Origin of the sequence: Thalassobacillus devorans (genome assembly GCF_900176565.1) — a bacterium.
In the GTDB taxonomy this organism is placed as follows: Bacteria; Bacillota; Bacilli; order Bacillales; family Halobacillaceae; genus Thalassobacillus; species Thalassobacillus devorans_A.
Window position 1 is genome coordinate 53859 of record NZ_FXEH01000005.1, and the last position, 26582, is coordinate 80440.

33 protein-coding genes and 1 riboswitch are annotated in these 26582 nt (G+C 41.3%); of the genes, 10 read left to right on the forward strand and 23 right to left on the reverse strand.

Annotated features, from left to right (window positions below; genetic code table 11):
- Positions 1 to 4 precede the first annotated feature (4 nt).
- Both B9Y67_RS05085 and B9Y67_RS05095 read right to left on the reverse strand, forming a co-directional pair.
- Complete coding sequence (locus B9Y67_RS05085) at positions 5 to 583, reverse strand: superoxide dismutase family protein (RefSeq protein ID WP_254901711.1); 579 nt, start codon at positions 581 to 583, stop codon at positions 5 to 7.
- Between the two features lie 563 nt (positions 584 to 1146).
- A complete protein-coding gene (locus B9Y67_RS05095) occupies positions 1147 to 1344 on the reverse strand; it encodes a hypothetical protein (RefSeq protein ID WP_254901776.1) in 198 nt (65 codons plus the stop codon).
- A gap of 103 nt (positions 1345 to 1447) precedes the next feature.
- On the opposite strand from B9Y67_RS05095, the gene B9Y67_RS05100 reads away from it, so the two are divergent.
- Entirely contained in the window at positions 1448 to 1828 is a 381-nt protein-coding gene (locus B9Y67_RS05100) for a kinase-associated lipoprotein KapB (protein ID WP_085505712.1), read from the forward strand.
- A 115-nt stretch (positions 1829 to 1943) separates the two neighbouring features.
- On the opposite strand, the gene B9Y67_RS05105 is transcribed toward B9Y67_RS05100, so the two are convergent.
- Together B9Y67_RS05105 and B9Y67_RS05110 are read right to left on the reverse strand one after the other, a co-directional pair.
- Positions 1944 to 2918 (reverse strand): cation:proton antiporter, encoded by a 975-nt coding sequence (locus B9Y67_RS05105; protein ID WP_254901712.1) that lies wholly within the window; start codon positions 2916 to 2918, stop codon positions 1944 to 1946.
- Between the two features lie 68 nt (positions 2919 to 2986).
- Complete coding sequence (locus B9Y67_RS05110) at positions 2987 to 3190, reverse strand: hypothetical protein (protein WP_085505713.1); 204 nt, start codon at positions 3188 to 3190, stop codon at positions 2987 to 2989.
- Positions 3191 to 3405: 215 nt separating this feature from the next.
- Between B9Y67_RS05110 and deoD the strand changes: the two genes are divergently transcribed.
- Positions 3406 to 4116: a purine-nucleoside phosphorylase gene (gene deoD / locus B9Y67_RS05115; protein ID WP_085505714.1), complete on the forward strand. Its 711-nt coding sequence runs from the start codon at positions 3406 to 3408 to the stop codon at positions 4114 to 4116.
- Between the two features lie 39 nt (positions 4117 to 4155).
- On the opposite strand, the gene B9Y67_RS05120 is transcribed toward deoD, so the two are convergent.
- Together B9Y67_RS05120 and B9Y67_RS05125 are read right to left on the reverse strand one after the other, a co-directional pair.
- Positions 4156 to 5643, reverse strand: a complete 1488-nt coding sequence (locus B9Y67_RS05120; protein WP_085505715.1) for a leucyl aminopeptidase — start codon at positions 5641 to 5643, stop codon at positions 4156 to 4158.
- A gap of 20 nt (positions 5644 to 5663) precedes the next feature.
- The gene (locus B9Y67_RS05125; RefSeq protein ID WP_085505716.1) at positions 5664 to 6059 is read right to left on the reverse strand and encodes a DUF309 domain-containing protein; all 396 of its coding nucleotides are present in this window, start codon (positions 6057 to 6059) and stop codon (positions 5664 to 5666) included.
- Between the two features lie 98 nt (positions 6060 to 6157).
- Between B9Y67_RS05125 and B9Y67_RS05130 the strand changes: the two genes are divergently transcribed.
- Complete coding sequence (locus B9Y67_RS05130) at positions 6158 to 6634, forward strand: divergent PAP2 family protein (protein WP_085505717.1); 477 nt, start codon at positions 6158 to 6160, stop codon at positions 6632 to 6634.
- Between the two features lie 53 nt (positions 6635 to 6687).
- Here B9Y67_RS05130 and B9Y67_RS05135 read toward each other — a convergent pair whose 3' ends face one another.
- The 3 genes from B9Y67_RS05135 to B9Y67_RS05145 form a co-directional block, all read right to left on the reverse strand.
- Entirely contained in the window at positions 6688 to 7374 is a 687-nt protein-coding gene (locus B9Y67_RS05135) for a 3D domain-containing protein (protein WP_085505718.1), read from the reverse strand.
- A 142-nt stretch (positions 7375 to 7516) separates the two neighbouring features.
- Positions 7517 to 7834 carry a YuiB family protein gene (locus B9Y67_RS05140; protein WP_254901713.1) on the reverse strand — a complete coding sequence of 106 codons (318 nt, stop codon included), beginning with the start codon at positions 7832 to 7834 and terminating at the stop codon, positions 7517 to 7519.
- 222 nt (positions 7835 to 8056) lie between these two features.
- Positions 8057 to 9277, reverse strand: coding sequence for an NAD(P)/FAD-dependent oxidoreductase (locus B9Y67_RS05145; RefSeq protein ID WP_085505720.1), 1221 nt, complete (start codon positions 9275 to 9277; stop codon positions 8057 to 8059).
- A 322-nt stretch (positions 9278 to 9599) separates the two neighbouring features.
- Here B9Y67_RS05145 and B9Y67_RS05150 point away from each other — a divergent pair, with 322 nt between their 5' ends.
- Positions 9600 to 10589 (forward strand): NAD(P)/FAD-dependent oxidoreductase, encoded by a 990-nt coding sequence (locus B9Y67_RS05150; protein ID WP_085505721.1) that lies wholly within the window; start codon positions 9600 to 9602, stop codon positions 10587 to 10589.
- A 73-nt stretch (positions 10590 to 10662) separates the two neighbouring features.
- Here the strand turns inward: B9Y67_RS05150 and B9Y67_RS05155 are convergent, their stop codons facing one another.
- From B9Y67_RS05155 to B9Y67_RS05175, 5 genes are all read right to left on the reverse strand, one after another.
- Positions 10663 to 11274, reverse strand: coding sequence for a hypothetical protein (locus B9Y67_RS05155; RefSeq protein WP_085505722.1), 612 nt, complete (start codon positions 11272 to 11274; stop codon positions 10663 to 10665).
- A 226-nt stretch (positions 11275 to 11500) separates the two neighbouring features.
- Positions 11501 to 11863 carry a HesB/IscA family protein gene (locus B9Y67_RS05160; protein ID WP_085505723.1) on the reverse strand — a complete coding sequence of 121 codons (363 nt, stop codon included), beginning with the start codon at positions 11861 to 11863 and terminating at the stop codon, positions 11501 to 11503.
- Between the two features lie 70 nt (positions 11864 to 11933).
- The gene (gene dapF, locus B9Y67_RS05165) at positions 11934 to 12785 is read right to left on the reverse strand and encodes a diaminopimelate epimerase (protein WP_085505724.1); all 852 of its coding nucleotides are present in this window, start codon (positions 12783 to 12785) and stop codon (positions 11934 to 11936) included.
- A 165-nt stretch (positions 12786 to 12950) separates the two neighbouring features.
- Positions 12951 to 13187, reverse strand: a complete 237-nt coding sequence (locus tag B9Y67_RS05170; RefSeq protein WP_085505725.1) for a YuzB family protein — start codon at positions 13185 to 13187, stop codon at positions 12951 to 12953.
- Between the two features lie 84 nt (positions 13188 to 13271).
- Positions 13272 to 13601, reverse strand: a complete 330-nt coding sequence (locus tag B9Y67_RS05175) for a YuzD family protein (RefSeq protein ID WP_085505726.1) — start codon at positions 13599 to 13601, stop codon at positions 13272 to 13274.
- A gap of 380 nt (positions 13602 to 13981) precedes the next feature.
- Between B9Y67_RS05175 and B9Y67_RS05180 the strand changes: the two genes are divergently transcribed.
- Positions 13982 to 14203 (forward strand): NifU family protein, encoded by a 222-nt coding sequence (locus B9Y67_RS05180; protein WP_062440865.1) that lies wholly within the window; start codon positions 13982 to 13984, stop codon positions 14201 to 14203.
- A gap of 96 nt (positions 14204 to 14299) precedes the next feature.
- Here the strand turns inward: B9Y67_RS05180 and B9Y67_RS05185 are convergent, their stop codons facing one another.
- Positions 14300 to 15265 (reverse strand): 2-hydroxyacid dehydrogenase, encoded by a 966-nt coding sequence (locus tag B9Y67_RS05185; protein WP_085505727.1) that lies wholly within the window; start codon positions 15263 to 15265, stop codon positions 14300 to 14302.
- A 106-nt stretch (positions 15266 to 15371) separates the two neighbouring features.
- Positions 15372 to 16337: a protein kinase family protein gene (locus B9Y67_RS05190; RefSeq protein ID WP_085505728.1), complete on the reverse strand. Its 966-nt coding sequence runs from the start codon at positions 16335 to 16337 to the stop codon at positions 15372 to 15374.
- 132 nt (positions 16338 to 16469) lie between these two features.
- On the opposite strand from B9Y67_RS05190, the gene B9Y67_RS05195 reads away from it, so the two are divergent.
- Complete coding sequence (locus B9Y67_RS05195) at positions 16470 to 16970, forward strand: phosphatidylglycerophosphatase A family protein (protein WP_441007549.1); 501 nt, start codon at positions 16470 to 16472, stop codon at positions 16968 to 16970.
- A 113-nt stretch (positions 16971 to 17083) separates the two neighbouring features.
- On the opposite strand, the gene B9Y67_RS05200 is transcribed toward B9Y67_RS05195, so the two are convergent.
- The 3 genes from B9Y67_RS05200 to B9Y67_RS05210 form a co-directional block, all read right to left on the reverse strand.
- Complete coding sequence (locus B9Y67_RS05200) at positions 17084 to 17854, reverse strand: TIGR01457 family HAD-type hydrolase (RefSeq protein ID WP_085505730.1); 771 nt, start codon at positions 17852 to 17854, stop codon at positions 17084 to 17086.
- Positions 17855 to 17915: 61 nt separating this feature from the next.
- Positions 17916 to 18545: a helix-turn-helix transcriptional regulator gene (locus B9Y67_RS05205; protein WP_085505731.1), complete on the reverse strand. Its 630-nt coding sequence runs from the start codon at positions 18543 to 18545 to the stop codon at positions 17916 to 17918.
- Positions 18546 to 18632: 87 nt separating this feature from the next.
- A complete protein-coding gene (locus B9Y67_RS05210; RefSeq protein WP_085505732.1) occupies positions 18633 to 19070 on the reverse strand; it encodes a DUF86 domain-containing protein in 438 nt (145 codons plus the stop codon).
- A 149-nt stretch (positions 19071 to 19219) separates the two neighbouring features.
- Here B9Y67_RS05210 and glpX point away from each other — a divergent pair, with 149 nt between their 5' ends.
- Positions 19220 to 20194: a class II fructose-bisphosphatase gene (gene glpX, locus B9Y67_RS05215; RefSeq protein WP_085505733.1), complete on the forward strand. Its 975-nt coding sequence runs from the start codon at positions 19220 to 19222 to the stop codon at positions 20192 to 20194.
- A gap of 13 nt (positions 20195 to 20207) precedes the next feature.
- Positions 20208 to 20477, forward strand: coding sequence for a DUF3055 domain-containing protein (locus B9Y67_RS05220; protein WP_139823736.1), 270 nt, complete (start codon positions 20208 to 20210; stop codon positions 20475 to 20477).
- A 48-nt stretch (positions 20478 to 20525) separates the two neighbouring features.
- Here the strand turns inward: B9Y67_RS05220 and B9Y67_RS05225 are convergent, their stop codons facing one another.
- The gene (locus B9Y67_RS05225; RefSeq protein WP_062440890.1) at positions 20526 to 20798 is read right to left on the reverse strand and encodes a YutD family protein; all 273 of its coding nucleotides are present in this window, start codon (positions 20796 to 20798) and stop codon (positions 20526 to 20528) included.
- Between the two features lie 135 nt (positions 20799 to 20933).
- Here B9Y67_RS05225 and B9Y67_RS05230 point away from each other — a divergent pair, with 135 nt between their 5' ends.
- Positions 20934 to 21581: a YhcN/YlaJ family sporulation lipoprotein gene (locus tag B9Y67_RS05230; protein WP_085505735.1), complete on the forward strand. Its 648-nt coding sequence runs from the start codon at positions 20934 to 20936 to the stop codon at positions 21579 to 21581.
- A 123-nt stretch (positions 21582 to 21704) separates the two neighbouring features.
- A complete protein-coding gene (locus B9Y67_RS05235; protein WP_085505736.1) occupies positions 21705 to 22694 on the forward strand; it encodes a M23 family metallopeptidase in 990 nt (329 codons plus the stop codon).
- A gap of 47 nt (positions 22695 to 22741) precedes the next feature.
- Here the strand turns inward: B9Y67_RS05235 and B9Y67_RS05240 are convergent, their stop codons facing one another.
- From B9Y67_RS05240 to B9Y67_RS05250, 3 genes are all read right to left on the reverse strand, one after another.
- On the reverse strand, positions 22742 to 22846 hold the full coding sequence (locus tag B9Y67_RS05240) for a methionine/alanine import family NSS transporter small subunit (RefSeq protein WP_085505737.1): 105 nt from the start codon (positions 22844 to 22846) through the stop codon (positions 22742 to 22744).
- A gap of 1 nt (position 22847) precedes the next feature.
- The gene (locus B9Y67_RS05245) at positions 22848 to 24383 is read right to left on the reverse strand and encodes a sodium-dependent transporter (RefSeq protein WP_085505738.1); all 1536 of its coding nucleotides are present in this window, start codon (positions 24381 to 24383) and stop codon (positions 22848 to 22850) included.
- Between the two features lie 230 nt (positions 24384 to 24613).
- Positions 24614 to 26197 (reverse strand): Na+/H+ antiporter NhaC family protein, encoded by a 1584-nt coding sequence (locus B9Y67_RS05250; protein ID WP_085505739.1) that lies wholly within the window; start codon positions 26195 to 26197, stop codon positions 24614 to 24616.
- 170 nt (positions 26198 to 26367) lie between these two features.
- Positions 26368 to 26552: riboswitch (Lysine riboswitch) on the reverse strand.
- Positions 26553 to 26582 lie beyond the last annotated feature (30 nt).

Genomic DNA, 26582 nt, shown 5'->3' on the forward strand with positions numbered 1-26582 from the left:
TTTCTCATTCCTCTTTTTTATTCTTTTGGTCCATCGGATCGGTTGGCATCTCCCCGTCATCGTTTAATTGTATCTTTCCACAGGCTACACGTTCTCCCGCATCTCCCGCAGGCTGCGAAAAGCCATCGTCGATTGCTTCATGGATGACTAATGAAGTGCCTTCCCCTTTCATCAATGAATTTTTCCCATCCAGTAAGGTCGCCTCCGGAAGCATCACTTCCGCTTCCACTACCATCCCAGATTCATCTGCTTCTAAGTTAGGCATATCGCCTACATGAGGACCTTCCGTATTCATCAGCCCATGCATTTTTCCCGTAGGGTTATAGTGGTTGCCGGCACTTGTAAAATCAGGTCCTTCACACACCGGAAATTCGTGTACGTGAAAACCATGGGGACCAGGTTCTAAACCTTCCACATTTACCAGTACCTGGACTCCTTCCGACCGCTCTGTCAGTTTAGCTGTACCAATCATATCCCCATCCTGGTTATACATTCCGATCGTAGCATTTGATCTGCTGCTGCTTTGACACCCTATCAAACCTAAAGCAAGAAGACCTATAATAAATAACTTTCTATACTCCATGAGAAACGCCCTTTCCCTTGTTTCCCATAGCTTAACCAAATATTTATTCCTTTACACAAGCATTTGAAAAGAAGCGGCCATTAAGTCTTACTTAAATATAGCTTGTTGCTGATTTACCCATAAAGCCTTATTCAATAAAAGGTCCGAAAAGTCGAAGACTTGATTTCGAGATACTTTGAGGTCCGTTGCCGAACCAGAAGTAAGGGCGGCTGGGAAACGGGTCGCTTTCCTGTGGGGGGAGCCGCCGACCAAGGTACCTTTAAGTGTGATGAGGCATAAAGCTCGCTTTTTACTCATTTTATAGTCTTCCGTGCTGACCTGTTTCCGTTACACATAAAAACGCAAGGAGGGCCGGGAAATTGCGAGACTCCGATGGGAGAATAGTACATGGTGAGATCCCGCAGGGCTTTAGCCCGAGGAAGCTCACCGTACGGCCATGGAAAGCGAGTGATTTCCCGGCCCTCCTCTCCTAACCGTTACTAACGTAACGGAAACAAACTATCTTGAAACTGAGTCTTCAATTAAAGGGAGCTTAAATGGAAAAAGCCAGGGGCTCCCCTGGCTCATTTGTTAAGATAGTGCTTGTGCTCTTCTTCGTTTTTGAATCGTTCTTCTGTACGTTCTTCTTGTTTCTTTGATACTCTAATGATCAAATACATAGTAAGTACTGCAAGAGCAATAAATACAGACAAAGATAATACAGCAGGAATGTATTCCGTTTTATCCTCTGGAAAATATAAAAAATCCATCATAAATGGCATCACTTCCTTATCAAATTACACGCCTAGTATATCAGATTTTCCAATCTCTATAAATAAAAAAAGAAGGATATATTTGTTACAATGAAACAAAGGAGGTTTGATTATGTCAGAGCTTAATATCGGAGACTCCGTAATCGCGCATTATAAATCAGGCAGTTATATCGGAAAAATCATCGAGGATCGAGACCGTTTTTATTTAGTTGAAGTATTAGCTGTAGAAAAACACCCGATGCAAGGAGATCTACATAACCCGGGGAAAACGGAAGATGTATTCTTCCACGAACGAAAAGCGCTGAGCCACCATGAAAAAGCGAATATTGCAAAATCCGCCGTAAAGGCCTATGATGGTGAGATACCTGATTACGAACAGTCGCTAAGAAATGCGGTGAACAGGTTGAGAGAGCGCCTGGAAAGAAAAGATTCTGCTTTCAATCAAAAAGCGCTGGATCAGGTAACTTCATTAGAAAAATCTTATTTTGGATAAAAAGAGGAGCTGCACTGGGAAACCATGCAGCTCCTTTCAACTTCCAGGCACTTTTAAATCCCGTTTCTTTTTTTCCGGTTTACCATAAATAGCATTTGTTAACTTCGGGGCTAAGTCAAATAATAGCATGCCAAGAAATGCGGTGATAATAATATAAATTCCACTGAATATTTTGATGTTTCCACTGGCAATACTTGCGATAACAACGAGAAAATTCTCCTCTCGCGCATAATGAAAACCCCGCGCGTAGTGATGATCGCTTTGAAAGCCCAAACAATTTCCCTCCGATTATACCTACTAATAACTTTGCGATAACTGACCATAGGACCAATACAAGCAGTAATAACGGAAAAGGAACCCCGTCTCCAAATTCAATGGAAGTACCGAAGTAAACAAAGAAGGTTGGAAGCATCAAATCCCTGACAGGTACCACTGTTTGTTGGACACGATCGATATTACCGATTTCAGCTAGCATCATTCCTGCTAAAAATGCTCCCAGAACTTCTGAGAGTCCTAAGTATAAAGCCATCCCTCCATACGCTAAAGCAATCCCTATCAAAAGGGCTATCTTGAAATCCTCATCATCAATCTTATCCAGGAATTGACCGAAGCGTTTGAAGAGTGTCTTACCAAGTACAATTGCGTCTGCTGTCAGTCCGATAATCTTTCCGACTAAAATAATCGAATCCACCATGGTAAAGCTATCTCCAGAACTGATACCTATCAGCACTGCGATCGCAATTGGCGCCACTAGATCTTCGAAAATCAACAAAGCCAAAATGAATTCTGTTTCTGTATTTGCCATTCGGCCTTTATCATCTAACAGTTTTGCAGTTATAGAGGAACTTGTAGCATATGTAACAGCCCCGATCAGAAAGGCATGGAACAAATCCATTCCAAAGGCCATGGCCAGTATCATAGCGACTCCCATACTGAGAAAAACATCCAGGAAACCCGCGGGCCAAATTTTCTTGGCAATACCACCGAGCCTGTTTACACTGAATTCCAGTCCCAATAAAAAGAACAGTAGAACAATACCTATTTCACTTGCAAAGTGAAGCAATTCATTACCGCTGACAACATCGGCCAATACAATACCCAGCAGGATATAGAGAATGACATTGGGAAATTTTATTTTAAGGCTTAAGTAACCTAACCTTAGCTACGGGCTTTTCTGTTTCTTTTTAGGCTTTGATTCGCCTGAGTGGCGAAAATCAAAGCGTCCAATTGTTCTAATTTCATATTTTGTTCTTCTGTAGGTAAATGATTTACACCTTCACTCATATCATGTAACAGGGCTTGCTTCTCCGCTTCTAAACCATCCAGCCATCCTTGGATATTTGCCACAGAATTATTTTGCATCACAACCCCCTCCTTATACTTTTATTTTACTCTTTTTCATGCACAAAAATATCGACAAAAGAATGAATAATATGAAAGTTATGTGAATGAATGTATATTCATAATTATGGCAAATCATTGTCATATCAGTAAATGAAGGCGCTATATTTGTTTTTGATTTTTCACTGTGATAACTTGTAACTGTAGTAAACAATGTAAATAATGGAGGTTATACAATGAGTGTACATATTGGCGCTAAGCAAGGGGATATAGCGGAGACGATTCTACTTCCCGGTGATCCTTTACGCGCAAAGTATATAGCAGAAAACTTTTTAGAAGACGCCGTATGCTATAACGAAGTCAGAGGAATGTATGGGTATACGGGTACTTATAAAGGAGAACGCATCTCCGTACAGGGGACAGGAATGGGAGTACCTTCCATTTCTATCTATATCAACGAATTGATGGAAAGTTATGGCGTTAAAAAACTGATTCGCGTTGGAACTTGTGGAGCATTGCAAAAAGACGTCAAGGTACGGGATGTCATTCTGGCATCTACTTCTTCTACGGATTCTCAAATGAATCGAATGGTATTCGGTGGCATCGATTATGCTCCGACCGCTGATTTTGCACTTTTAAAAAATGCTTATGATACTGGTGAAGAAAAAGGCTTAAAGCTTCGTGTCGGTAATGTTTTCACAAGTGACAGTTTCTACCGTGACAATGCGATGGACCTTTTTAACCAATTGGCTGACTATAATGTGCTTGGGGTTGAAATGGAAACTACAGCCCTTTACACACTGGCAGCTAAGTATAATCGCCAGGCATTGTCCGTGTTGACTGTTAGCGACCACATCCTAACCGGAGAAGAAACTTCCGCAGAAGAAAGACAAACCACCTTCAACGATATGATTGAAGTAGCTCTTGAAGCTGCTATTAAGTCTTAAAAGAAAAAGATTGGTTCCATGACCGGAACCAATCTTTTTTTATGCCTTTAAAATATAATTTGCCAGTGTTCTAGCCATAACGCCGGTTGGCCCTTTTGGTCCTAAGTCATGATCGGACTCCGCCACGGATGTCCCGGCGATATCAATATGCACCCACGGAGTATCTTCCGCAAACTCTGCCACGAAAGCACCGCCCATGATTGGGTGAGCTTTTCTAGTTGGTGAGTTATTAAGATCAGCCACACTGCTTTTCCTGACTTGTGCTTGATAGTCTTTATTATAAGGGAGCAGCCACATAGGCTCGCCCACATCCTCCGAAGCTTTATTCAACTGGGCGAAAAAGCTTGGATCATTTGTCATTGCCCCTGTCATCCATTCACCGAGAGCCGTTACCATACCTCCAGTCAATGTGGCAACATCAATCAGTTTTTGGGCGCGGTGATGTTTGGCATAGGTAAGACCATCCGCTAAAGCCAAACGACCTTCTGCATCGGTATTCAATACTTCAATTGTTTTTCCACTTAAAGAAGTAATGACGTCATCTGGTTTGAACGCCCCGCCTGAAATCATATTATCTGTTGAGGGGATGACCGCCACTACATTTTGAGCAGGCTTCAGCCGCCCAATTATATCCATTGCCCCCAGGACAGCTGCTGCACCTCCCATATCACCCTTCATACCTGGCATACCTGTTTTCGATTTAATCGAATATCCTCCCGTATCATAAGTAATGCCCTTGCCTACCAGACCGATAACATCTGTCCACTCTGTACGTCCTTGATACTTTAGCACGATCATTTTAGGGGGTTCTTCAGAGCCTTGATTCACCGCAAGCAAAGCACCCATTCCGAGATTTTGCAAATCTTCTTTTTCCAGAATTTCTGCGTCAAATCCATGTTCTTCAGCTAATGTAAGGGAGAATTCAGCCATATCATTAGCTGTCAATAAGTTAGCCGGGAGATTGATCAAGTAACGTGATGTGTTGGCTCCTTTACCAAATGCTTCTCCAACAGTAAGCGATTGCAGCAGATCTTCTTCCTTTTCTTCCCTGGTGACCAACACTAAGTCATCGATTACCTTTTTTGGCTGGTAATTACTCGTTTTGTAATGAGGGAATTGATAGGTTGCCATAAGCATTGCTTCCGTTAATGCTTTTGCCGTCAGCTCCTCCTTTGTATCAGCAAATGAAAAGCTATCATAAGCAATCGCAGCTTGGGTCAGACCATCTTTTTGCAAATGTTGAAATAATTTCCCAAAAGCATGTTTTAGTTTCGTTTGTGTCAACTCTTTCTTCTTCCCAAGCCCTAGAAAATAAACGCGCTTAACCGGGATTTTTCCGTATGTAAGAATTTTAGATACAGATTTATAGTTGTTGGAAATATCTCCGCTTTTCACATAACTATCTAAGCTATCATCAAACTGTTCATTAAGTAATTGGTAGATCGGCTGCTGGTTTTTGTTTTCATGAAAAAGTCCTATGATTAGTGCTTCGTCTTGTTCTAACAGAGTCTTACGAATGGTATACAATATTTCCACCTCCATAGTTATTAAAAGATTTCTCCGTCTTCCCGGATGTTCAAATAAAGCCGAGGAAAATCGGGGAGTTCATCCCAGTCTTTGCAGTCATCCTCTGTTAAAAGTTGTGATATAATAGTCAAGCAATCATCTATATAGTCAACTACCTCAGAAACTGCTACCCCCCAATACACACCATCGTAATTCGACAGGTAGGTATGTGATGATAAGAGCATCGCGTGGGCACCTTTTACATTACCGTAACTGTAATGATATAATGCCACACTTAAATGAAGCAAACCTTTGATAAACAGATTTTGCCGATCTGTCAACCATATTTCCTCAAGCAGATCATGGCAGGTGTAAAAATCACCTTCATTGAAGGAAATGAAAAATTCATAATAAGACATTGGGTATAAGTTACACATCAGCAACCCCCGATGGAAGAATAGGATGTTACACCTATCATACCAAAGGGAAGTATAGAAATTATAGTCATACTAGCTGGAAAGGATGACAGGAAATCATGGAGTTATTGTATAACTTTCCATTGTGGTCTGCTATCATAGCGATTTTATTCGCTCAAGCAGTAAAAGTACCGATTCGAATGATTGCAACAAGAGATTTCAACCCCGGACTTGCTTTCAGCACTGGCGGCATGCCCAGCAGCCACTCCGCTGCAGTAACAGCCCTGGCGACAGCAGTAGGCTTGCAAGAGGGTTTTGATTCTTCTATGTTCGGCATTGCCACTGTGTTCAGTATCATTGTCATGTTCGATTCGACTGGTGTAAGGCGACAAAGCGGAGAACAAGCGATTGTTTTAAATTTATTGATCAATGATTTTCAGCGCTTTGTCGATGAAGCCAAACTTTGGAACAAGAAACAAGAATTTGAAAAGCGCGAGGAAATAAGAGAATTGCTTGGTCATCAACCGATTGAGGTGTTTTTCGGTGGTGTGACTGGAATTCTATTGAGCATTATTCTTTACTATGCGATTTTTTAAATCATCTATTAACAAAAATACCCGCCTGCATAAGATACAGGCGGGTATTTACATTAGTTCTTTATGATATCTTTCCGAAACACTTGTAAGGCTTCATCATTGTTCCACTCATGAAATTGCTCTTCCGTGAGCGTACCATTTCCTTCTTCGATTACGTAAACATCAACTGTTTGTTTACCCCATTCGTTATAAACATCATCTACAGTGTGGTAGTAAAGGTCGATCTTATTCCCTTTAATAGCAGACCCTATATCAGCCACTACCCCGTAACCATATCCCGGGATAAATAAAATGGTTCCAATCGGGAATACATCTAAATCTGCAGCAATCGTGGAATATAAATCTCTTTTTACTTCGATACCAGAATAAGTGATTCCATAGCCAGGATGCTCTGGCGTTTTTCCAGTTGACTCAGCACCTGCTGTATAACCGGTCGCTATAACAGTAGTAGTGGGATACTTTGTGACATCTATGGTTTCTTCTAATGTGGCTGCTGCCCCAGTCGAGGCATTACTGATATACTGCTGATCTGGCTGCTGCTCATTCAGGGATTTTTGATTTAATACTGTTTTTCTGATTTCCAGACTATTACTTTTCAATGATACCGCTTCATGATCCTCTGTTAACCATAATTTCAAGTCATTTGCAGAAACGTTGGATATGTTCGTTGCTGTTGTGTACAGTGCCCCCACAAACAATAGATTAAAAACAACGCGAAATATCCATTTTTTCCATTTCATTGTTAACACCTCTCTCGGTGTCAGCTTGTCCAAGGAGACCATGAATTATTCATTTCTGCATAAAATGTAGGGCAACATACAATTGATATACAAGAAAAAAACCACCTCAGCGCCCTTTTTTTGGCAAGAAGGTGGGTGAATATTAAAACATCTGATAACCACTTTTTCTTAACATACGTATGACGATTCCCGCAGCAATCGTACCGGCAAAGCCCCCGGATAAAATTAAAATATCAAAAAGCTTCAAGTCAGTAATCATACTGAACACCCTTGGGAAAGCCCAGGAGGGGTCAGTGAAATAGTTACCAAATGAAAAATCATCGACGATTAAGAATATGATCACTGGGTAGACAAAAGCCATAAACCAGGTCGACCTCAACAGCATATTCAAAAGAAAAGCAATGGAAAAAAACAGCACAAAATACAATAATATCCCTATCACTAGTTGAACAATATCCAACATGCTCCCCCTCTATGTATGTAAACTTGTTATACAAGAATTCCAAACTACATTTTATTATGAGTGTAAGAAAAGCGCAAGCGCCCTGAAACACACGACATGCATTAGCGATACGGCTGGAGAAAGGTGTTCTTCCCTTACGCAAAACGGATTGCTTATTTCACGAGTGTCTGGCCAATAAGAAAAAAAGCAAAGGCGGAATAACGCCTTTGCCTTGTATGATTAATGAAAAATATTGAATTTACCTTTTTTAAGCAGTAGTCCGATGCCGCCAAGCTTCAATAGATAACGATTATCAATCACTTTCTTCATAACGGAAGCAGACCATCCGAATAACTTTTTGCCATTGAAAACCACACCAATAGCATCATCATGCCCTAGAGAAGCAACCGTTCCCTGAATATTAGGCTCAAATGGTTCCAGTTCTTTTTCTCCTCTGGCTAATACTTTTACGTTATGAGCTACTGTATCAGCCTGTTGAATAGCCATTTGTGCGGTTGGCGGGTAGGGGCGATCTGTTTCTTCATTAATAATCAGCGCACAATCCCCTACAACGAATACGTCATCATAATCAGGGGTACGCATGTCTTCGCGTACTTTGACACGACCGCGCATAGCTTCAAAACCGGACTCTTCTACGATAGAGTTACCACGTACACCAGCAGCCCAAACGACCGTATTGGAAGGAATTTCGACTCGTTCTTCATCTTTTTCATAGACGAGCCCTTTTGGAGTAACTTCTTTAATCATAGCACCGATTTTAAATTCTACACCGCGTGATTCCAAGGAATTCATCGCATACTCTACTAGAGCAGGGTCAAAACCTGGAAGTGCTGTAGGTGCCGCTTCAACGTTAATGATTCTTACCTTTTCACGCGGAATGTCGTATTCCTTGCAAAGTTCTGGAACTCGGTTCGCTAATTCTCCAACAAACTCAATTCCAGTAAAGCCAGCTCCGCCTACTACGATGTTAAGCAGCTCTTCCCCTGGATCTTTGATATTATTGTATTTAGCAAAGTTGTATTCAATATGCTGACGGATCAAACGGGAACTGTTGATGTTACTGATTCCAAATGCATGCTCTTTCAATCCTGGAATTCCAAACGTCTCCGCTTCAAAACCTAGTCCAATAACCAGGTAGTCATAGTCCAGAGTTGTATTCTCAAGCGTAACCTTTTTCTCATCAGGCTGAATCGAGAGCACTGTATCCTGGATGAAGTCAACTTTGCTTGTATCGACCACATCTTTGATTTGGATACGCGTACGGTCATGATGCAATGTACCGGCAGCATTTTCATGAAGCCAAGTAGTCTGGTAATGATAGCTGTGCTTATTGACTAGCTTGATGTTTGCTTCATTTACACCTAAACTCTTTTGCAATTTGACTGCAGTCATAATCCCGCCATAACCGGCACCGAGAATGACAATATTAGGTTTCTTCATCATAATCACTTCCAATTAGTATTTTTCTGCATGTTTTCCTACGCTGCTTCATAGAGATATACAATGTATGTGACAGTTTTCACACATGATTCCATAAAAAAAGAGCAGAATCATCTGTTATTTTGTCACAAAATCGTAATAACTTTTTCTAGTCACCATCTTAGACTCTTTTAAAATAATTTTCAACCCTTTCTTTATTAATCCGAATGTTAAGAATTTTCCTTTTTGCGTAATTGGAATAATTCCACAAGAGCCCATAAGGTTTTGTTTTATGATAAAATGGAAAAGGCTGCACAATTTAGTTGGAATAGGGGGAAGAGTTATGAGTAAAAAAGTACATGACATTACGGTCATCGGGGGAGGACCGGTCGGCTTATTTACTGCATTTTATGGTGGAATGAGGCAAGCAAGTGTAAATATTATAGAAAGTCTGCCAGAACTTGGCGGACAATTGACTGCCTTATATCCGGAGAAGTATATCTATGATGTCGCAGGCTTTCCTAAGGTAAGAGCTCAGGAGCTTGTTGATAATCTAAAACAACAAGCGATGGCTTTCAATCCTACTGTTTCTCTGGATCAAGCTGTGGAGAAAATAGAAAGATTAGAGGATGAAACGTTCAAGCTGACTACGACAAAGGGAGAGCATTATTCCAGAACTATTATTATTACAGCTGGTAATGGCGCGTTCAGCCCGCGTAAACTGGAGCTTCCTAATTGTTCCGATTACGAAGGAGTAAACCTTCATTACCACGTGCCCGATATGAATAAATTCGCAGGGAAGAAAGTAATGGTTTGCGGGGGTGGAGATTCTGCTGTCGACTGGGCTTTAATGCTGGAACCCATTGCAGATGAAGTTACACTCGTACACCGGCGCGATAAATTCCGCGCTCATGAACATAGTGTGGAGAAATTGATGGCATCATCTGTCAATGTCAAGACACCATTTGCCCCGGAAGAAGTAATTGGCGAGGACTGCATCAGACAGGTTGTCCTTAAAGAGACGAAGGGTGACCGTGTGGAAACTACTGATGTTGATGACCTCATCATCAACTACGGATTCATATCTTCCTTAGGTCCGATTAAAGAATGGGATCTCGAAATAGAAAAAAACAGCATTGTCGTCAATTCAAAAATGGAAACGAACATCCCTGGCATTTATGCAGCGGGTGATATTTGTACCTACCCTGGCAAAGTAAAACTTATTGCCTCCGGCTTCGGTGAAGGTCCAACCGCTGTGAACAATGCAAAAGCATATATGGATCCTGACGCAAGAGTACAACCGAAACACTCAACCAGTATGTTCGGACAATAAATTGAAATGACAGAAGCCGCGATTCTTTGGAGTCGCGGCTTTATTATAAAGAAACACTCTTGGTTTATTTCGGTTATTTCAGCTCAATTTTGACCTTATGGCTACCATCTTCAGTGGAGTTTTCGTTTTCAGCTATACTTGATTTCCAATTTAACTCAATCCACTCTATATCAGCGGCTTTACCATTCTCAGGATAGAAAATAAGCTGCCCTTCTTTTTTCTCTTCTTCATGGAGATCTCCTCCTATATCATCAGAAAAAATCTCATCAGCCTCTACTTTTTCACCTGTTGAAGTGACTAAAATAGATTCATCTATATTTGTAGAATAGACGTTAGAGGCCGAATTGTTTTCCACCTTTATAGTCATACCCAGAACCGATGTGGACACTCGTTCTCCTTCATCATTAATCATAGGAGCATCATCGCTTACACCGATATCCTGAATCGTATAGCTTACCTCTTCAAATTCTTCGGATGCTCTTACCTCTTCATAGTAAGTCCATGTATCCCCTGGTGCCTCTTCTTTTGTTTCTTCACGATGACTATTTTCCTCCTGCGTATCTTCATTCATTTCCGTCGTTTTATTGTTATTATCATCTGTTTTATCTACTTTTTCGTCTATATTGCAGGCAGATAATATCAGCATAATAGCTAAAATATAAAATGTTTGAAAAAAGAGATTCATTCTTTAACTCCTTTAGTCTTGTTTTGATAAAGTAACACCTAACCCTATTTTAATAAAGGAGGCATTTACATAGTTACTATAAATTATTAAAACTGTTTTAATCCATAACAAAAGCCCCCTTACAATGAAGTTTATCACTCACTGTTAAGAGGGCCTTCAGGAAGAGCTGTTTTATATTGCCATGACCATATATCAATTAAAAAGGATTTTCCTCGATTACTTAAGTTCAGCAGTTTTCATCAGGGGTCCCGGCATTTGTGGCAGTTTTGAATGACGAACCACAGCCGCATGAAACGATAGCGTTCGGATTATCTATCGTAAAACCTCCGCCCATCATATTCTGCTTAAAATCGATGGTGGTACCTTCGATAATCGGCACATCTTGACGATGGATGACGACAGGAATGCCATTAGCATCTTCTAATACATCCAGCTCTTCGTTGATATCCTCTTCAAAACCCATCGCGTAGGATAACCCACTGCAGCCTCCACCTTTGACACCAAAGCGTAGACGAATATTTTCTGTTTCTTCTTCTTTCATCATTTCTTTAATCTGCGAGCTGGCAGCATCCGTAATATTGAGAATCATCCGTGTCTCCCCTTTCGTTTCGTTATAATCAGTATACTAAACAATTCCATCCACATTCAAATGTGCGGAATTAATAATGGTAAGTTCCTTCTGCGATGATTGCTGCCGGGCCAGTCATCCATACCCGGTCTTCTTCATCCCAGCGGATGACCAGATCGCCTCCACTTAGATGCACGAGGATCTCGGAATTTTTTTGCGCATAGCCATTCAGGACGGCTGCTACCCCGGCTGCACATGCCCCTGTACCACAGGCCTGAGTAACACCAGAACCTCTTTCCCATACACGGAAATGCATTTCCTGTTCTGAAACGACTTCAACAAATTCAACATTAACTCCTTCGGGAAAACGCTGGTCTTCCGTGATTATTGGTCCTAACTCATAAAGTGGTGCAGTTTGAATATCTTCAACAAAGAAAACAGCATGGGGATTTCCCATCGACACAGCTGTCAATTCGAGAGGGTGGTGACTGACTTCAAATTGTTCCGCTACTACTTGTTCCGTTTCTGGACCTGCCATTGGAATGAGGGAACGCTCTAGCATCGGTTTCCCCATATCGATAGTAATACCCGTAACTTCCTTAGCTTCCACCGAAACAGAAGCCTCTACAATCCCAGATCTTGCTTCAATTTTAAAAGAAGTTTCTTCGACCAGCCCATATTCATAAGCATATTTCGCCACACAACGAAGCCCGTTTCCACAATTTCTGCCTTCGGAGCCATCTTTATTGAAGATACGCATACCGACCTCTGCCTGGTCGCTCGGATGAATGAGAATAAGACCATCGGAGCCGAGGCCTGTATGGATATCCGAGACCTTTCTGGCCAGCGCCGGCAAAATATCTTCTTCTAAATTAAATTTAAATGTATCAATGAATATGTAGTTATTGCCCAACCCATGCATTTTAATAAATGGTATTTCCATCTCTGCCACATCCCTGATTCATTATGATGAGAAAGGCTCTGCTTGAGCCTTCCTTTTTATAGCGAAAAAACTTGTGTTAGAACAGTCAAACTCTCGATGAAGTAAAAAATAAGCCGTACAACTGGTGCACGGCTTTCCGCTGCTTTTCACCATGAGAACAGGCACTTAAAAAAGGGGATTCTCTTCTAGGTGCTGATAAATGTTTTCCACAAGCTCTTCAGCACTATCTGCCGTAACCCGTTCTCCATTGACTAAAGCAAACAAACTCTGGGCGCATAGCCCACAATGGCTTAAACAGCCATACTCTATAACATCAAGATCCGGATCCTTTTCCAGCTCTTCCATAGCCTTTTGGGAACCACTTGCTAAGTTGTTAATACAAAATTCAATAATCGGATTCATCTGCGTCACCTCTTCATCCTAGATGAATCCCCCACTAATCATCAATATTATCATATCCAGTTTTATTCGGACAACACTGATGTTTTAAGAAACAGGCTGAAAACCTTTTTCATCGAGTACCTGATAAATAGTTTTCAACCTGGGGTTCCCTTCCCCGACAATTTCCCCATCCAAAACCACCAATGGATAAAATAATTCATCATCCAGCAACTGCTGAATATAATGCTGGTGTTCTTCATTTTTAGGATTCGAATAAATATCAATATATTTATAATGAATGCCATCTTCGCCATACTTTCTTGAGATAGCCGCTTGCAGCCATTCATACGTTTCTTTTGAACCAGGTGAGTTGACACAACTGGCACACACCTGATCCGCCCCATACACAACAAGCTGTACAGAATCTTTCTTCATGTAACCGCCTCCACAATTGTTCTGAACCTATATTTCCATTTTACAAAATAACCAAAAAAAGATAAAATGAAAATAGTTCTCAATACACTCAAAAGCGGAGGCGACCGCTCAGCGGCGATTGGACTGGACTGAACCGTAGGAGATAAAGAAGACACAAAGAGCGTAGCGATTTGATGTCGCCTTATCGTACGGAGGTGAAGGAAGTACACGAGACGCTGGGAGCCGTAGCTAGATGCCATTATGTCAAAAGCGGAGGCGACCGCTCCGTGACAGTCGTGCCGTACACAAGAGAACATGGCTATAGAGATATTAAAACCAATAGATAGATTTTTATTTCTATCCGTTTTATAATGTGAATATGAGAAAGGGGAAGATTGCTTATGCAAACGCAGGTCCAAGAAGTACTGAATAAGCTACGTCCATTTTTACTTCGTGACGGTGGGGATGTGGAATTAGTGGATGTGGAAGAAGGAATTGTCCGTCTACGTCTAATGGGTGCATGCGGAAGCTGCCCAAGTTCTACCATCACATTGAAAGCTGGTATTGAACGCGCACTTGTCGAAGAAGTACCTGGTATCCGTGAGGTAGAACAGGTATTCTAAGCACATAATTTAAATACTCAGGGGCTGTCCCACAAGGATAGCCCCTTTCTTTTATGCTCATCTGCTTCACTTCTAAATAACCTCTATTATTACGAATCAGTTCACGGGCGTTTTTGGCATTTCGCCATTGAGAACCTTCCAGGTATTCTCCAGGCACAGTTCCATCATAGCTGTTCGAGTTTCCGTACTTGCCGATCCAATATGAGGAAGACACACCACTTGATCCAGCTCTAAAAGCGGATGATCCGCATCGATTGGCTCTTTTTCAAATACATCCAATCCCGCAGACTTCACTTCTCCACTAACCAGAGCTTCGTATAAGGCACGTTCATCCACTAGCGCTCCCCGGGAAGCATTAACAAAAATAGCACTGCTTTTCATTTTTTTAAAGGCTTCCTGATTAAACATGCCTCTTGTTTCTTCCGTCAATGGTGCCAAGCAAACCACATAATCAGCTTTCTCTAGTAAATCATCAAAGCTATGATAAGAAGCTCCAAGCTCTCTTTCCGCATCTTCTTTGCGGGAGCGGTTATGATAAAGAATTTCCATGCCGAAACCCTTAGCCCTGCGTGCTACTGCCTGGCCTATTCTCCCCATACCTACAATACCGATCGATTTATGATGGACATCGGTACCAGCCATAAATAACGGCGACCAGTTCTCCCATTTACCTTCTTTAATATGCTTGTTCGCTTCAACAATCCTGCGTGCGGACGCCATCAACAAGGCAAATGTCAAGTCGGCTGTTGTTTCCGTTAGAACATCAGGAGTATTGGTTATCTGAATTGCATGTTTATCAGCAGCCTGAATGTCTACATTGTCATATCCTACTGCCATATTGGCGATAATTTTCAGGTGTTTCCCCTGGTCCATCAACTCATCGTCAACTTGATCGGTGAGCATGGTAATCAGCCCATCACACTGCCCAGCCTCCTGTAAAAGCCTTGTCCGGTCTACTGGCTCCTCTTCACTGCCCCACATGGTTATCTCCATGTTTTCTCTGAACTTATCCACAACCTCGTCTGGCAGCTTGCGAGCTATAAACACCTTAGGTTTTTCCATTACTAATCCCCTTCCCTCATTTAAGAAAATCTTACCACTGATTTTAGCATAAGCTCCTCAGTAAAAGAAAAGACTTCCCATCATCCTAGGTGGATGTGGGAAGTTTTTACCAATCAAGCACAGGAATTTTCAATGGCGCCGGATTAATCCCTAACGAATGGAAGAAATGGCGGAGTTGTTTTTCATATCGCTTCTGCCGCTTGAAAAGGATCCTTGTTTCTTTTAATAACGCTTCATCAAAAGGATTCTGATAGACTTCATCAAACTTATCGAGGATATGAACCGGGAATAGCAGCCGGGCATATACTAATCGCAAACCAAATATGGAAAACGGAGACCTCGTGTGGTAATTGTAAAAAAATGAAGTTAAATGTTCAGGAGAACGTTCCCTCAGCATATAATTTCTCAATGCTTCCGCCAAATCCCGGGCCGGATGATCATATCTTAATTCATCAAACCATAATAGCTGCTTCTTATCAGATAGATATCTGTCAAAAGTAAATGTTGCCTGGTCCTTTCTTTGGTGGCGGGTTTCCTGTTCACTTTCTTGCACATACTGGATAGCATTTTCTCCTAAGCCAATAATATAAGGGGCAGTATCGACCCACAATCGATGCATTTCACCTACCGGCCTCTGTGCATGCCAATGACGGATTCCAGCTTCAAACTGGTCGATTCGGTTCCCCCATAATGTTTTCCATTGTCCATAGGTTGATATGCCAGGAAGATGATAAGGATAAGAAGAGCCGAGTTCATGAAAATCCGCTAACCTCTGGGCAGAAAACGGCAGCTGCCAGGAGGAATCAGGTTTAGCTTTAGCAATCACATAGTGACGTTGATTTTTGTTAATTTGATAACGGCTTTCCTCGATAGGAATTGGACTTACGATATTTTTAAACCCACCCTGCTGCAAAAACTCACAGGCATGCTGCAATTCTTGGTATATTCCTTCTCGGCCATGTGCTGGAATGACAAAATACACCTCCCCATTATGAAAATAACCGGGGGTCTGATCAAACTCCACAATGGCGGCGTTTGAGATGTCGATATAATCTGCTATAATTTCTTCCACAGCATATACACTCCTATCCATCATGCTATAATAGACCAATACACCTAGCACCATGTTTTAAATTTTACCGGTCAGGGAAGCTTATTTTATAAAAGGGAGGTCAATAGAGTATATATGAATGAGGTTAGAAAAATGAGTCAATTAGAAAAAAAAGCACGTGAATGGTTAGTCGAACGTGGCGTAACCATAAATGATATTTCAGAGCTTGTCTATTACCTACAATCCAAATACCATGAGGATCTTACCATTGATGAATGTCGCTATAATGTAGAAAAGGTGCTTACGAAACGAGAGGTACAAAACGCAATACTCACAGGGATTCAATTAGATGTATTAGCCGAAAAAAAACAACTGGAAGAACCGTTGCAAGGGACAATCGATAAAGATGAAGGCTTGTATGGTGTCGATGAGATCATAGCGCTATCCATTGTCAATGTATACGGATCTATTGGTTTTACCAATTATGGTTTTATCGATAAACAAAAACCAGGGATTCTCAAAAAGCTGAATGATAAATCTACTGGAGAATGTCATACTTTCCTGGATGATATTGTAGGGGCCATTGCTGCTGCAGCTTCAAGCCGCCTTGCGCATAGTGCAGTCGGTGAAGAAGAAGCAGAAGATGATGAATAATAGTCTTTCAAGAGGGCTTGACGCCTTACGATAGATCTTTGGTATTTTTATGCTATAACTGTTCAATACAGACAAAATGCCGTCTTTCCTTCTGGAATAGACGGCATTTTCATTTATAAATGAGAGAACCAATCCTCAAGAGAAGCAATAGTATAAGTCGGCTGTTCTTCATATGCTTCCAAATCTTCTTTTGATGTGACGCCAGTGAAAACCATCAAAGTATCCAGGCTTGCATTCATCCCGGCTTTAATATCCGTGTGATAATTATCCCCGACCATTAAAACTTCTTTTTTGTCATACCCTAATGTTTGCATCGCCTGCTCCATAATGATGGGCTCGGGTTTCCCAATAAATTTAGGCTCGACTCCAGTGCTAACCGTTATAACAGACGTCAATGATCCGTTTCCTGGCAGCATGCCTCGCTCTGTCGGAATCGCTACATCGCCATTTGTAGAAAGGAAGACAGCACCATTTCTCACATTCAAACAAGCGCTTGCCAATTTTTCATAAGTGATTCCTCGATCAATACCGATTACGACAAAATCGGCACCCTCATCCACTAGTTCCAGCCCTGATTCCTTTAATGCTGTCAATAATCCCTCTTCGCCAATTGCATATACTTTAGCACCTGGGTGCTGATCTTTGATATATTGAGCAGTAGCCATGCTCGTCGTGTATACTTGTTCTTTGGCAGCTGGTATATCCATGTGGTTCAGTTTATCTGCCACCTGCTCTGGTCTTCTTGATGAATTATTGGTTACAAAAAGATGAGGCAGCTTTTTTTCATTTAGTTTTTTAATAAAATCTGATGCAGCTTCAATTCGTTCTGTCCCCCGATACATGGTTCCATCCAAATCAATCAGATATGCTTGATATTTTTTCATACGTACACCTGCTTTCTATTGTTAACAGAAAAACTTCCCGCACCATACATGCGAGAAGCTGTCATTCACTCTTATGGATGATTTGAAAAGCACAGCAGGCTTCCCCGCTTAACATGCTCTTCTCAGCCACTACTTTACTGTCTTCCAAAAGATTTGAAAAAACTTTCACTTCCTGACCACACATACCTTTATAGTTACGAGCGATATTCCAAATCGGACAATTATATTGCTTTAACGTATAAGTATGATCGTTCTTTTTTTCCAACTCTACCATATAACCATTCTGTTCTTGTATATGAGCCAGCTTTTCCACCCGTTGATGAAAATCTTCCTCGGGCATTTGGGTTTGGAGTTCTTTTTCCATCCGTCCTGCCCGTTGTTTTAACAAATCGTACACCATAGATTTTCCATAGAGTGCTTCCATATCATTCAACAATTCCAATGAAAAGGATTCATAATGGCTTGTAAATGTATGCTGGCCTCTTTCGGTCAATTCATAATAATTCAACGGCCGGCCGACAGATTGTCGAACTTGTCTTGCCTGGACCAGTTTCTTTCTCTCAAGGTCATGAATATGCTTCCTTACAGCAATTTCAGAAATTCCAACTTCTTCGGCAAGCTCTGATATGGTAAGACTGTTATTCTTTTTTAATAAAAGTAACAGCGACTCTTTCGTAGAGGATTGCTTCATCACCCATCACCTCTTCTTTCTTTCATTATAAAGAAGAGAAAGAAGAGAGTAAATTTATAATCCCTATGTTATTAATATTGTCACAGTTTAGGAATTTGAAAATGCAGAGACAGGTCCTAGCTCTTCATCCAGGTATCTTCTGACGGACGACGGGAAGGTTTCAAGCACTTCCTGTGTGTTTTTCCAGCTCTTTTCGATGACTGGATGTTCGATTTCCAAATAATCCTGAATCAGCATCTTGCGTAACCGGATGAAATTTTTGAATGGCTCCTGGTGAGATTCTGGTATGACTTTTTCATCTGTAAGTATATCGATTATATCCTCATAGCTCCCTGGATCCCTCATAATAAACCCATCAATCATCATATTTCCGACATCAATCACCGCTTCAATCGTCATATGCGTAATCCGCTCCAGGCTTAACTTCTCTAATAAAGACTCAAAGTCATGATTTTGGTATTCCTGCATCAGACCTTCCATGTAAAGCAAGGTACTTTCAATTTTTTTTCGATCGACAAAATACATAACTCCACCTCCATACAATTGCATCATAACCTAATTCTTTCATCATGATATCACATTTACATGCATAACAGGAAAAGGATGCATATTTACGGATTTGTGTAAACTCTGCTATCATATATAAGAACTTCATTGTATCGGAGGAGAAATGATTGGATAGAGAACTCGCATTAGAACTTGTACGTGTAACAGAAGCAGCTGCTATTGCCTCAGCTCAATGGATGGGCCGTGGCGATAAAATAAATGCAGATGATGCAGCTACATCAGCCATGAGAGCAATGTTCGATTCGGTTGCTATGGAAGGTGTCGTGGTTATCGGTGAAGGTGAATTAGATGAAGCACCAATGCTTTATATCGGAGAGGAACTCGGTAACAAGACCGGGCCTGCTGTTGATATTGCTGTCGATCCATTAGAAGGAACGAACATCGTTGCAAAAGGTCATAATAATGCCATGGCTGTCATTGCAGCAGCAGAACGAGGCGCCTTGCTTCATGCTCCTGACATGTATATGGAAAAAATCGCAGTCGGTAAAAACGCCAAAGGGCTAATCCATCTGGATGATCCGATCGAACGAACGATCGACATTGTCGCTCGTGCCAACAATAAACGTGTAAGAGACCTGACTGTAATCATTCAGGAACGTGACCGCCACGAGGACCTTATCCAACGAGTCATCAAAAAAGGTGCCCGAGTAAAACTGTTTGGTGACGGAGATGTAGGAGCTTCCATCGCCACTTGTTTAAGTCACACTGGTGTCGATCTGTTTGTTGGTACTGGAGGCGCTCCTGAAGGTGTCATTTCAGCCGCAGCGATTAAGAGCCTTGAAGGGGATATGCAAGCCCGTCTGCTTCCACAAAATGAAGCAGAAGCTGAACGCTGTAAGTCCATGGGGTTGGATGACCCAAATCAATTGTTAACGATGGACGATTTAGTAAAAAGTGATGATGCTATTTTTGCTGCAACAGGAGTAACAGAGGGAGAACTGTTGAATGGAGTTAAATTTCTCGGGGGCGATTTAACCGAAACAGATTCGATTGTCATGCGGGCGAAAACGAAAACCGTACGATTTGTGAAAGCTCATCACCATCTTGCCCATAAACCTCATCTCGTAATGAATGAAGAATAAGGAGGTACTTAATATGGAAGAGGAACGTTTCTTTCTCTATGATGAAAAAGAAAAAAGCGACACCCGATTTGTAAGCTTCATGGGAGAAACCCACCGACATGATCTGGCTCTGGTGAAGACCAGTCGTTATTATGGCAAGACTTTAGTGCTTGACATCCAAGGCACTCGTTTTGCCATTATCGGCCACGATGATATCGAAGAACCTGGGTACCTGGAACATGCTTTTAATTTAAACGAGATAGATGCTGAGGAACTTAGGGAGTTCTTACGAGAAGCTATTTAAATCATAAAAAAGCAATCCTTCCCGATGATTTGGGAAGGATTGCTTTTTTTAATCAATTTTCTTCAATAAAAAATAGGCACAGCCAAAATTACAATACTCATATAAATAATCTTCTAAGGTACTGATTTTGGTATCAAAGGCAGCCTTAGGATTCTGATCATCGTAAAATCCCCGCAAGCGAAGCTGACCATACCCCCAGTCGCCCACAATATAATCATACTTGCTCAGAATATCACTAAACCGCTGCTCCAACGCTTCTGCTTGATACCCATTTCTATAATCTTTTACGATCTCATACTTCTTGCCAAACAATTCAATCATTACCATCACCTCTTACAGTAACTAAATTTTATCATACTTGACGGCAGGTAGTCACAAAATATTTATTTCGTATGTATTCTCCGGTTTCGACAAAAATAATGGAAAGGGGAGAATTGATATTAAGGAGGTATTTTAATGCGATATACGTTTGCAGCTTCTATCCTGATGAGTGGGATATTGTTAGCCGGGTGTACCGCTAAAGAAGAGGAAAGTACAATGGAACGTTACGGAGACCAGAACCAGGACCGTGGTGCTTTAAACGGAAATGCTATGGATAATTATCAGGATCCAATCGATCAGGATGGCGACGGGGATTTGAATGATCAATTAGGCTATGTGCGTTATGACAAGAGCCAGATAGACCCTGAAGGTGATTATCGTATCGAAATAAACCGGGAAGAAACCGCCGATATGATTACTAAAATGGTTCTCACCATGGATGCCATCAATGATGCAGGTACATTAGTTACCGATGATGAGGTTCTTGTAGCCTATAAGAAAGCCGACGATGCAGACAGGAACCAGGCGGCTGATATGGTGAAGAAAACAGTACTGTCACTGGTGCCGCGTTATTATGAAGTGTATGTTTCAGACCAGGAAAGTTCGTTTAAGGATATTCAAAGCTTAAGCAATACCAATATTTCGGATGAAAATTACGATAATGTACTTGAGAATGTGATTACCCGGATGCGGGAGGCCCCTCAAGGAGAAGACACGTACAATGATGAAACAAGATCAACCAAAGACCCACGTGACTCTACTGCTGAAGATATGAATCGATGACTATCTGACAGGAAAGTAACCTTACACTTTCCTGTCTTTTTTAAACTTTCACTAAATTTTCCATTAATAGTTGCGGCCTGCCTTTCATAAGCTAAGGTCATCAATTGGTTGGAGTGACGTATTATGAAACGAATTTGGATACTTCTCTTCCTCACACTTATACTAACAGGGGCAATTTTCCCTACTGTTACGTATGGAGCAGAGAAAAGTGAAGAAGAAATAAAAAAAGAAGAAAACCAGACCCGTATGGACTTATATAAAAAGACAGAAGCTACTACATTAATCCCGTGGTATTATTTAGCAGCGGTCGATCAGTTTGAACGCCAGATACATGAAGACTTTCCTGAGGAAAGAGTTACTGCTATTCAACCTGACCGGCTATTTTGGAACGGATTGGACAACCCGGATTCATCCGATCAGCAGTCCCCTTCTATAACAAAAATGTTTAATGGATGGGGAGATGATGGTAATGGAGATGAAGTAGCGGATAAGAACAATGATGAAGATGTACTTTACAGTATCGCTTCCTATCTCTCTTCATTTGGGCATAATCCAGACGATATCAAAATTGCATTATGGAAATATTATAAACGGGATCTTACCGTACAGACAATTATAAACAATGCGCGTGTATTTAAGCATTTTGGCACCATCCATCTGACAGACCGAGACTTCCCCCTCCCTCTTAGCGCAAATTATAGTTATAGAAGTACATGGGGGGATGCGAGAGGTTTTGGAGGAAGAAGAATTCATGAAGGAACAGATATATTCGCCAATTATGGTGTTCAGGTACGTTCCACCACTTACGGCGTGATTGAAATGAAAGGCTGGAACAGATATGGAGGATGGAGAATCGGGATCCGTGATATCTTCAACATATATCACTATTACGCTCATTTAAACGGGTTTGAAGATGGAGTAAAAGTTGGAGATGTGGTAAAACCCGGTGATGTCATAGGTTCGGTCGGTGCTACCGGTTATGGGCCACCAGGAACCTCCGGGAAATTCCCACCTCACTTACACTATGGCATGTACAAAGATAATGGATACAGTGAATGGTCTTTTGATCCGTACCCTTATTTAAGAAGATGGGAGCGAATGGCAAGAGATTAAAGATAAATTAAAAGCGTCGTACTGCTGAGAGTACGACGCTTACTCAATTATTGTTGTTTAGACTTCCGGACAGCATTCGTAATACTCGCTGTCAGACCTCCCCATATCACGACCATTCCAATAACCATCATGAAAATTGCACTTCCTGTCATATTAAATGACCTCCTCTTTGGAGTGTTTTTCTTCTGACAAAGCACTCGAATGCCAACGTTTAAAGGAGAGCAAGATGCCAATTACCAGGGCACCTGCCGCTACTGACCATCCACCAAATGTAATGAAGGCATCTGTATATCCTTCATAGTTTCCTGTTTCAGTATCAAACTCTTTTAAAATATTTTGCTTAAACAAATCAAACATCATATAACCGAGCACGATCGGTGTAATAATTCCTAAGCTAACTTTCCACCAGCTGCCTAGGCGGATATCTGATATAGCGTTCGCATGATCCTGAAAATCGGTAAGCTTGCGAAGGAACCATGCAATAATAACTACTTCAACCAACCCTACAAACGCTACACCAAATTGGTTGATGAAATAGTCTGCGGCATCGAGGAAGAATAATCCACCCTGGGTAGCAAACAGGATAGAAATAAGAGCCGCTAAGCCACCACCAATTCCTACAGCGGCAGTACGGGAAATTCCAAGTTTTTCTTTTAGCCCGGCAATATAAGTCTCTGAAATTGAAATTAATGAGGAGAGACCAGCCAAAACTAATGACAAGAAGAATAAGAAACCAAATAATCCATTGAGAGCAGGCAACTCGTTAATAATTTGTGGAAAGACTACAAATGCAAGACCTACGCCGCCACTTACTACTTCAGAGACACCAACTCCACTTTGCTGTGCCATGAAACCAAGTGCACCGAAGACACCAATACCTGCAAGCAATTCAAAACTTGAGTTACCAAATCCGGTAATGAAGGCATTATTCGTAATATCCGATTTCTTAGGCAGATAGCTCGAATACGTAATCATGATGGCAAAGGCAATCGATAAACTGAAGAAAATCTGCCCATACGCGGCTACCCATACACTACCATTTGTTATTGTTTCAAAGTTAGGCGCAAAGAATGTCTGCAGGCCTTCTGCTGCACCAGGAAGCGTGATTGCTCGTAGTACAATGATAAGGAATAAGACAATAAGGGTAGGAATGAAAATTTTGTTAGCCATTTCAATACCTTTCTTAACCCCTTTGAACAATACTCCAAGAGCAATCAGCCATACGATAAGAAGCGGGAAAAAGACTCCAGGTACAAGGCTTCCTGTTTGACCAGGATCTACGGATAAGTTCAAATAATCACTAAACAAGAAAGCCTCTGTATCTTGTCCCCAGCTTAAATTAAATGCGAAGAAACTGTAAGAAATAGCCCAGGCGATAATTACTGCGTAGTAGGTTGATATCACAAAGGATACCAGCACAGCCCACCAGCCAAGCCACTCTGTTTTCTTGTTCATTCGGAAAAATGAAAGCGGAGCTGAACCACGATATTTATGACCAATGGTAAATTCCATAATCAACAAAGGAATACCAGCGGTCAGTAAAGCAAATAAATAAGGAATAAAGAATGCTCCTCCACCATTCTCATAAGCTACTGCAGGGAATCGCCAAATATTACCCAATCCAATTGCAGAACCCATAGCTGCCAGAATAAAACCAGCCCGAGTTCCCCACTGTGAACGTTTTTCCATTTTTGCAAGACCTCCCTTTTGTTTTGATTCTCCCTCACTCTTCTATTATGCTTGTATCTAAGAGAGAATGTTATAAAAATTCACTTTTTTCAGATAATTCGCATTATCTGCTTGTATTATACCGTGACCAAAGAAGGGTGTCAAAGAAATATTATATTATTCAGATTTTCCTATCACAGGAAAATAAATGCAAAAGAAGCGCGTCATGACTTTGACGCGCTTCTTTCCTGTTATTGTTTATTTACTTTAAATGATGGTGAAATCAAATGAATCAAAAGACCTATGACAGCTACAATTACTAATGTCAAAATCAATGGAAGCAGAACTTGACCGCTGAATCCTAACACTAGATAACCAATACCTGCTGCGGAAGCAGCAATCAATGCATAAGGAAGCTGGGTGAGTACATGATCGATATGGTTAGAACCAGCACCGGTCGAGGATAATATGGTCGTGTCAGATATCGGAGAACAATGATCTCCAAATACAGCCCCTGCCAGCACTGCTGATAATGCTGGTAGTATCAGGCTTACATCTGATATTGCAGCAATTTCACCGGCTATTGGCAGCATGATTCCGAATGTTCCCCAGGAAGTACCAGTTCCAAGGGCCATGAAGCCCGATACCAAGAAAATCAAAAATGGCAGATATGCAGGACTTATGGAAGCTTTTTCCACAAGGCCAGCTAAATATTCACCTGTAGCCAATTGATCGATAACGGAACCGATGATCCAGGCAAAAACTAAAATATAAATAGCTGGAAGCATAGCTTTTGTCCCTTCCCAAAGCACATTACCCATGTGCGATTTCGGAGCCGGCTGAAGCCCATAGAAAATTGCCGCAGTAATGACTGACAGTAATCCTCCTGTGAATAATGAGATATTCACATTCGTATTTTCAAAAATGGCCAACAAGGTGGCCGTTCCCTCTGTATTTTGAATACCTGTAACTACCATGGCCCCTATGGTTCCGATAATCAACACAGCAATCGGAATTAATAAATGATATATTCTCCCGTTATTATGCGGCTTGAATTCATCATTCAGATCTCCCGGGATATCCCCGCGTGATGGGTCAGTTACTTCTCCTGTTTCCAATGCTCTTTTTTCATGTTTTCTCATCGGGCCAATATCAAGCTTCATATATGCTGCCATGAACACTAATAATAAAGCAGCAAATACGTAAAGGTTGGCAGGTATCATTTTAACGAAAGCTTCCAGAGGCTGAAAGTCAGATATTTCATTCGCCACGAGAATACTGCCGATTGTACCAATGATGTAAGCGCCCCAACTGGAAATGGGGGAGATAACTGTAACCGGAGCAGATGTAGAATCGATGAAATATGCAAGTTTGGCCCGTGATATTTTATACCGGTCCGTTAATGGACGAGCTACCTGTCCCACTGCCAAAGCATTGAAGTAGTCATCAATGAAAATGATGATTCCCAAATATGCCGGTACCGCCTGTGCACCCGTGCGAGTTTTAATACGATTGATGGCCCATTCACCAAATGCCTTGCTGCCCCCAGAGGCTGTCATGAAAGCAGTCGCCATCCCTAGCAGGATTAAGAATAAGAACAGATAAATATTGCCCATATTCCATCCTTCCAATGATAAAAGATTTGTTGTGCCGGCAATGAATATTTCATAGAACATCGTCCAAATTGCTGCCATCGTATCAATAACATTAAAATTATAAAGAAGCAAAGCACCTATAACGATTCCGATGCCCAGAGACAAGATAACCTTGCGTGTAACAATAACCAATATAAGCATTAAAATTGCAGGTATCAAAGAGTAGATTGTACCTTCCATGCTAGTTCCCCTCCATATCTGTGATTCTTAAGGTAGTCACATTCATTTGAATGTGGGGATGCCATGGGTATGTGGATATACTACTGGGGTAAATGAGGAATAAAAAAAGAACAATGAAAGAAAAATAATCCTTCATTGCTCTTTGACAGCAAGTTTGATTATCCTTCATTTCGATCAGTAGCGCACCATGCATCCATTTCCTTAGTATGCATGACAGTGCCTTTCCTATTAGGAAAAGCACCAGCATTTCCGTATTTGACCATACTTCATGCTTCGGCAGACAGCCCTTTCACCAACCATCATCGTTGTCATTCTCCAGTTGATTACTCATGCAGCCTGCGCCTCTACCTCACCGATCTGATAAGGTCACGCAATATTAAAATTT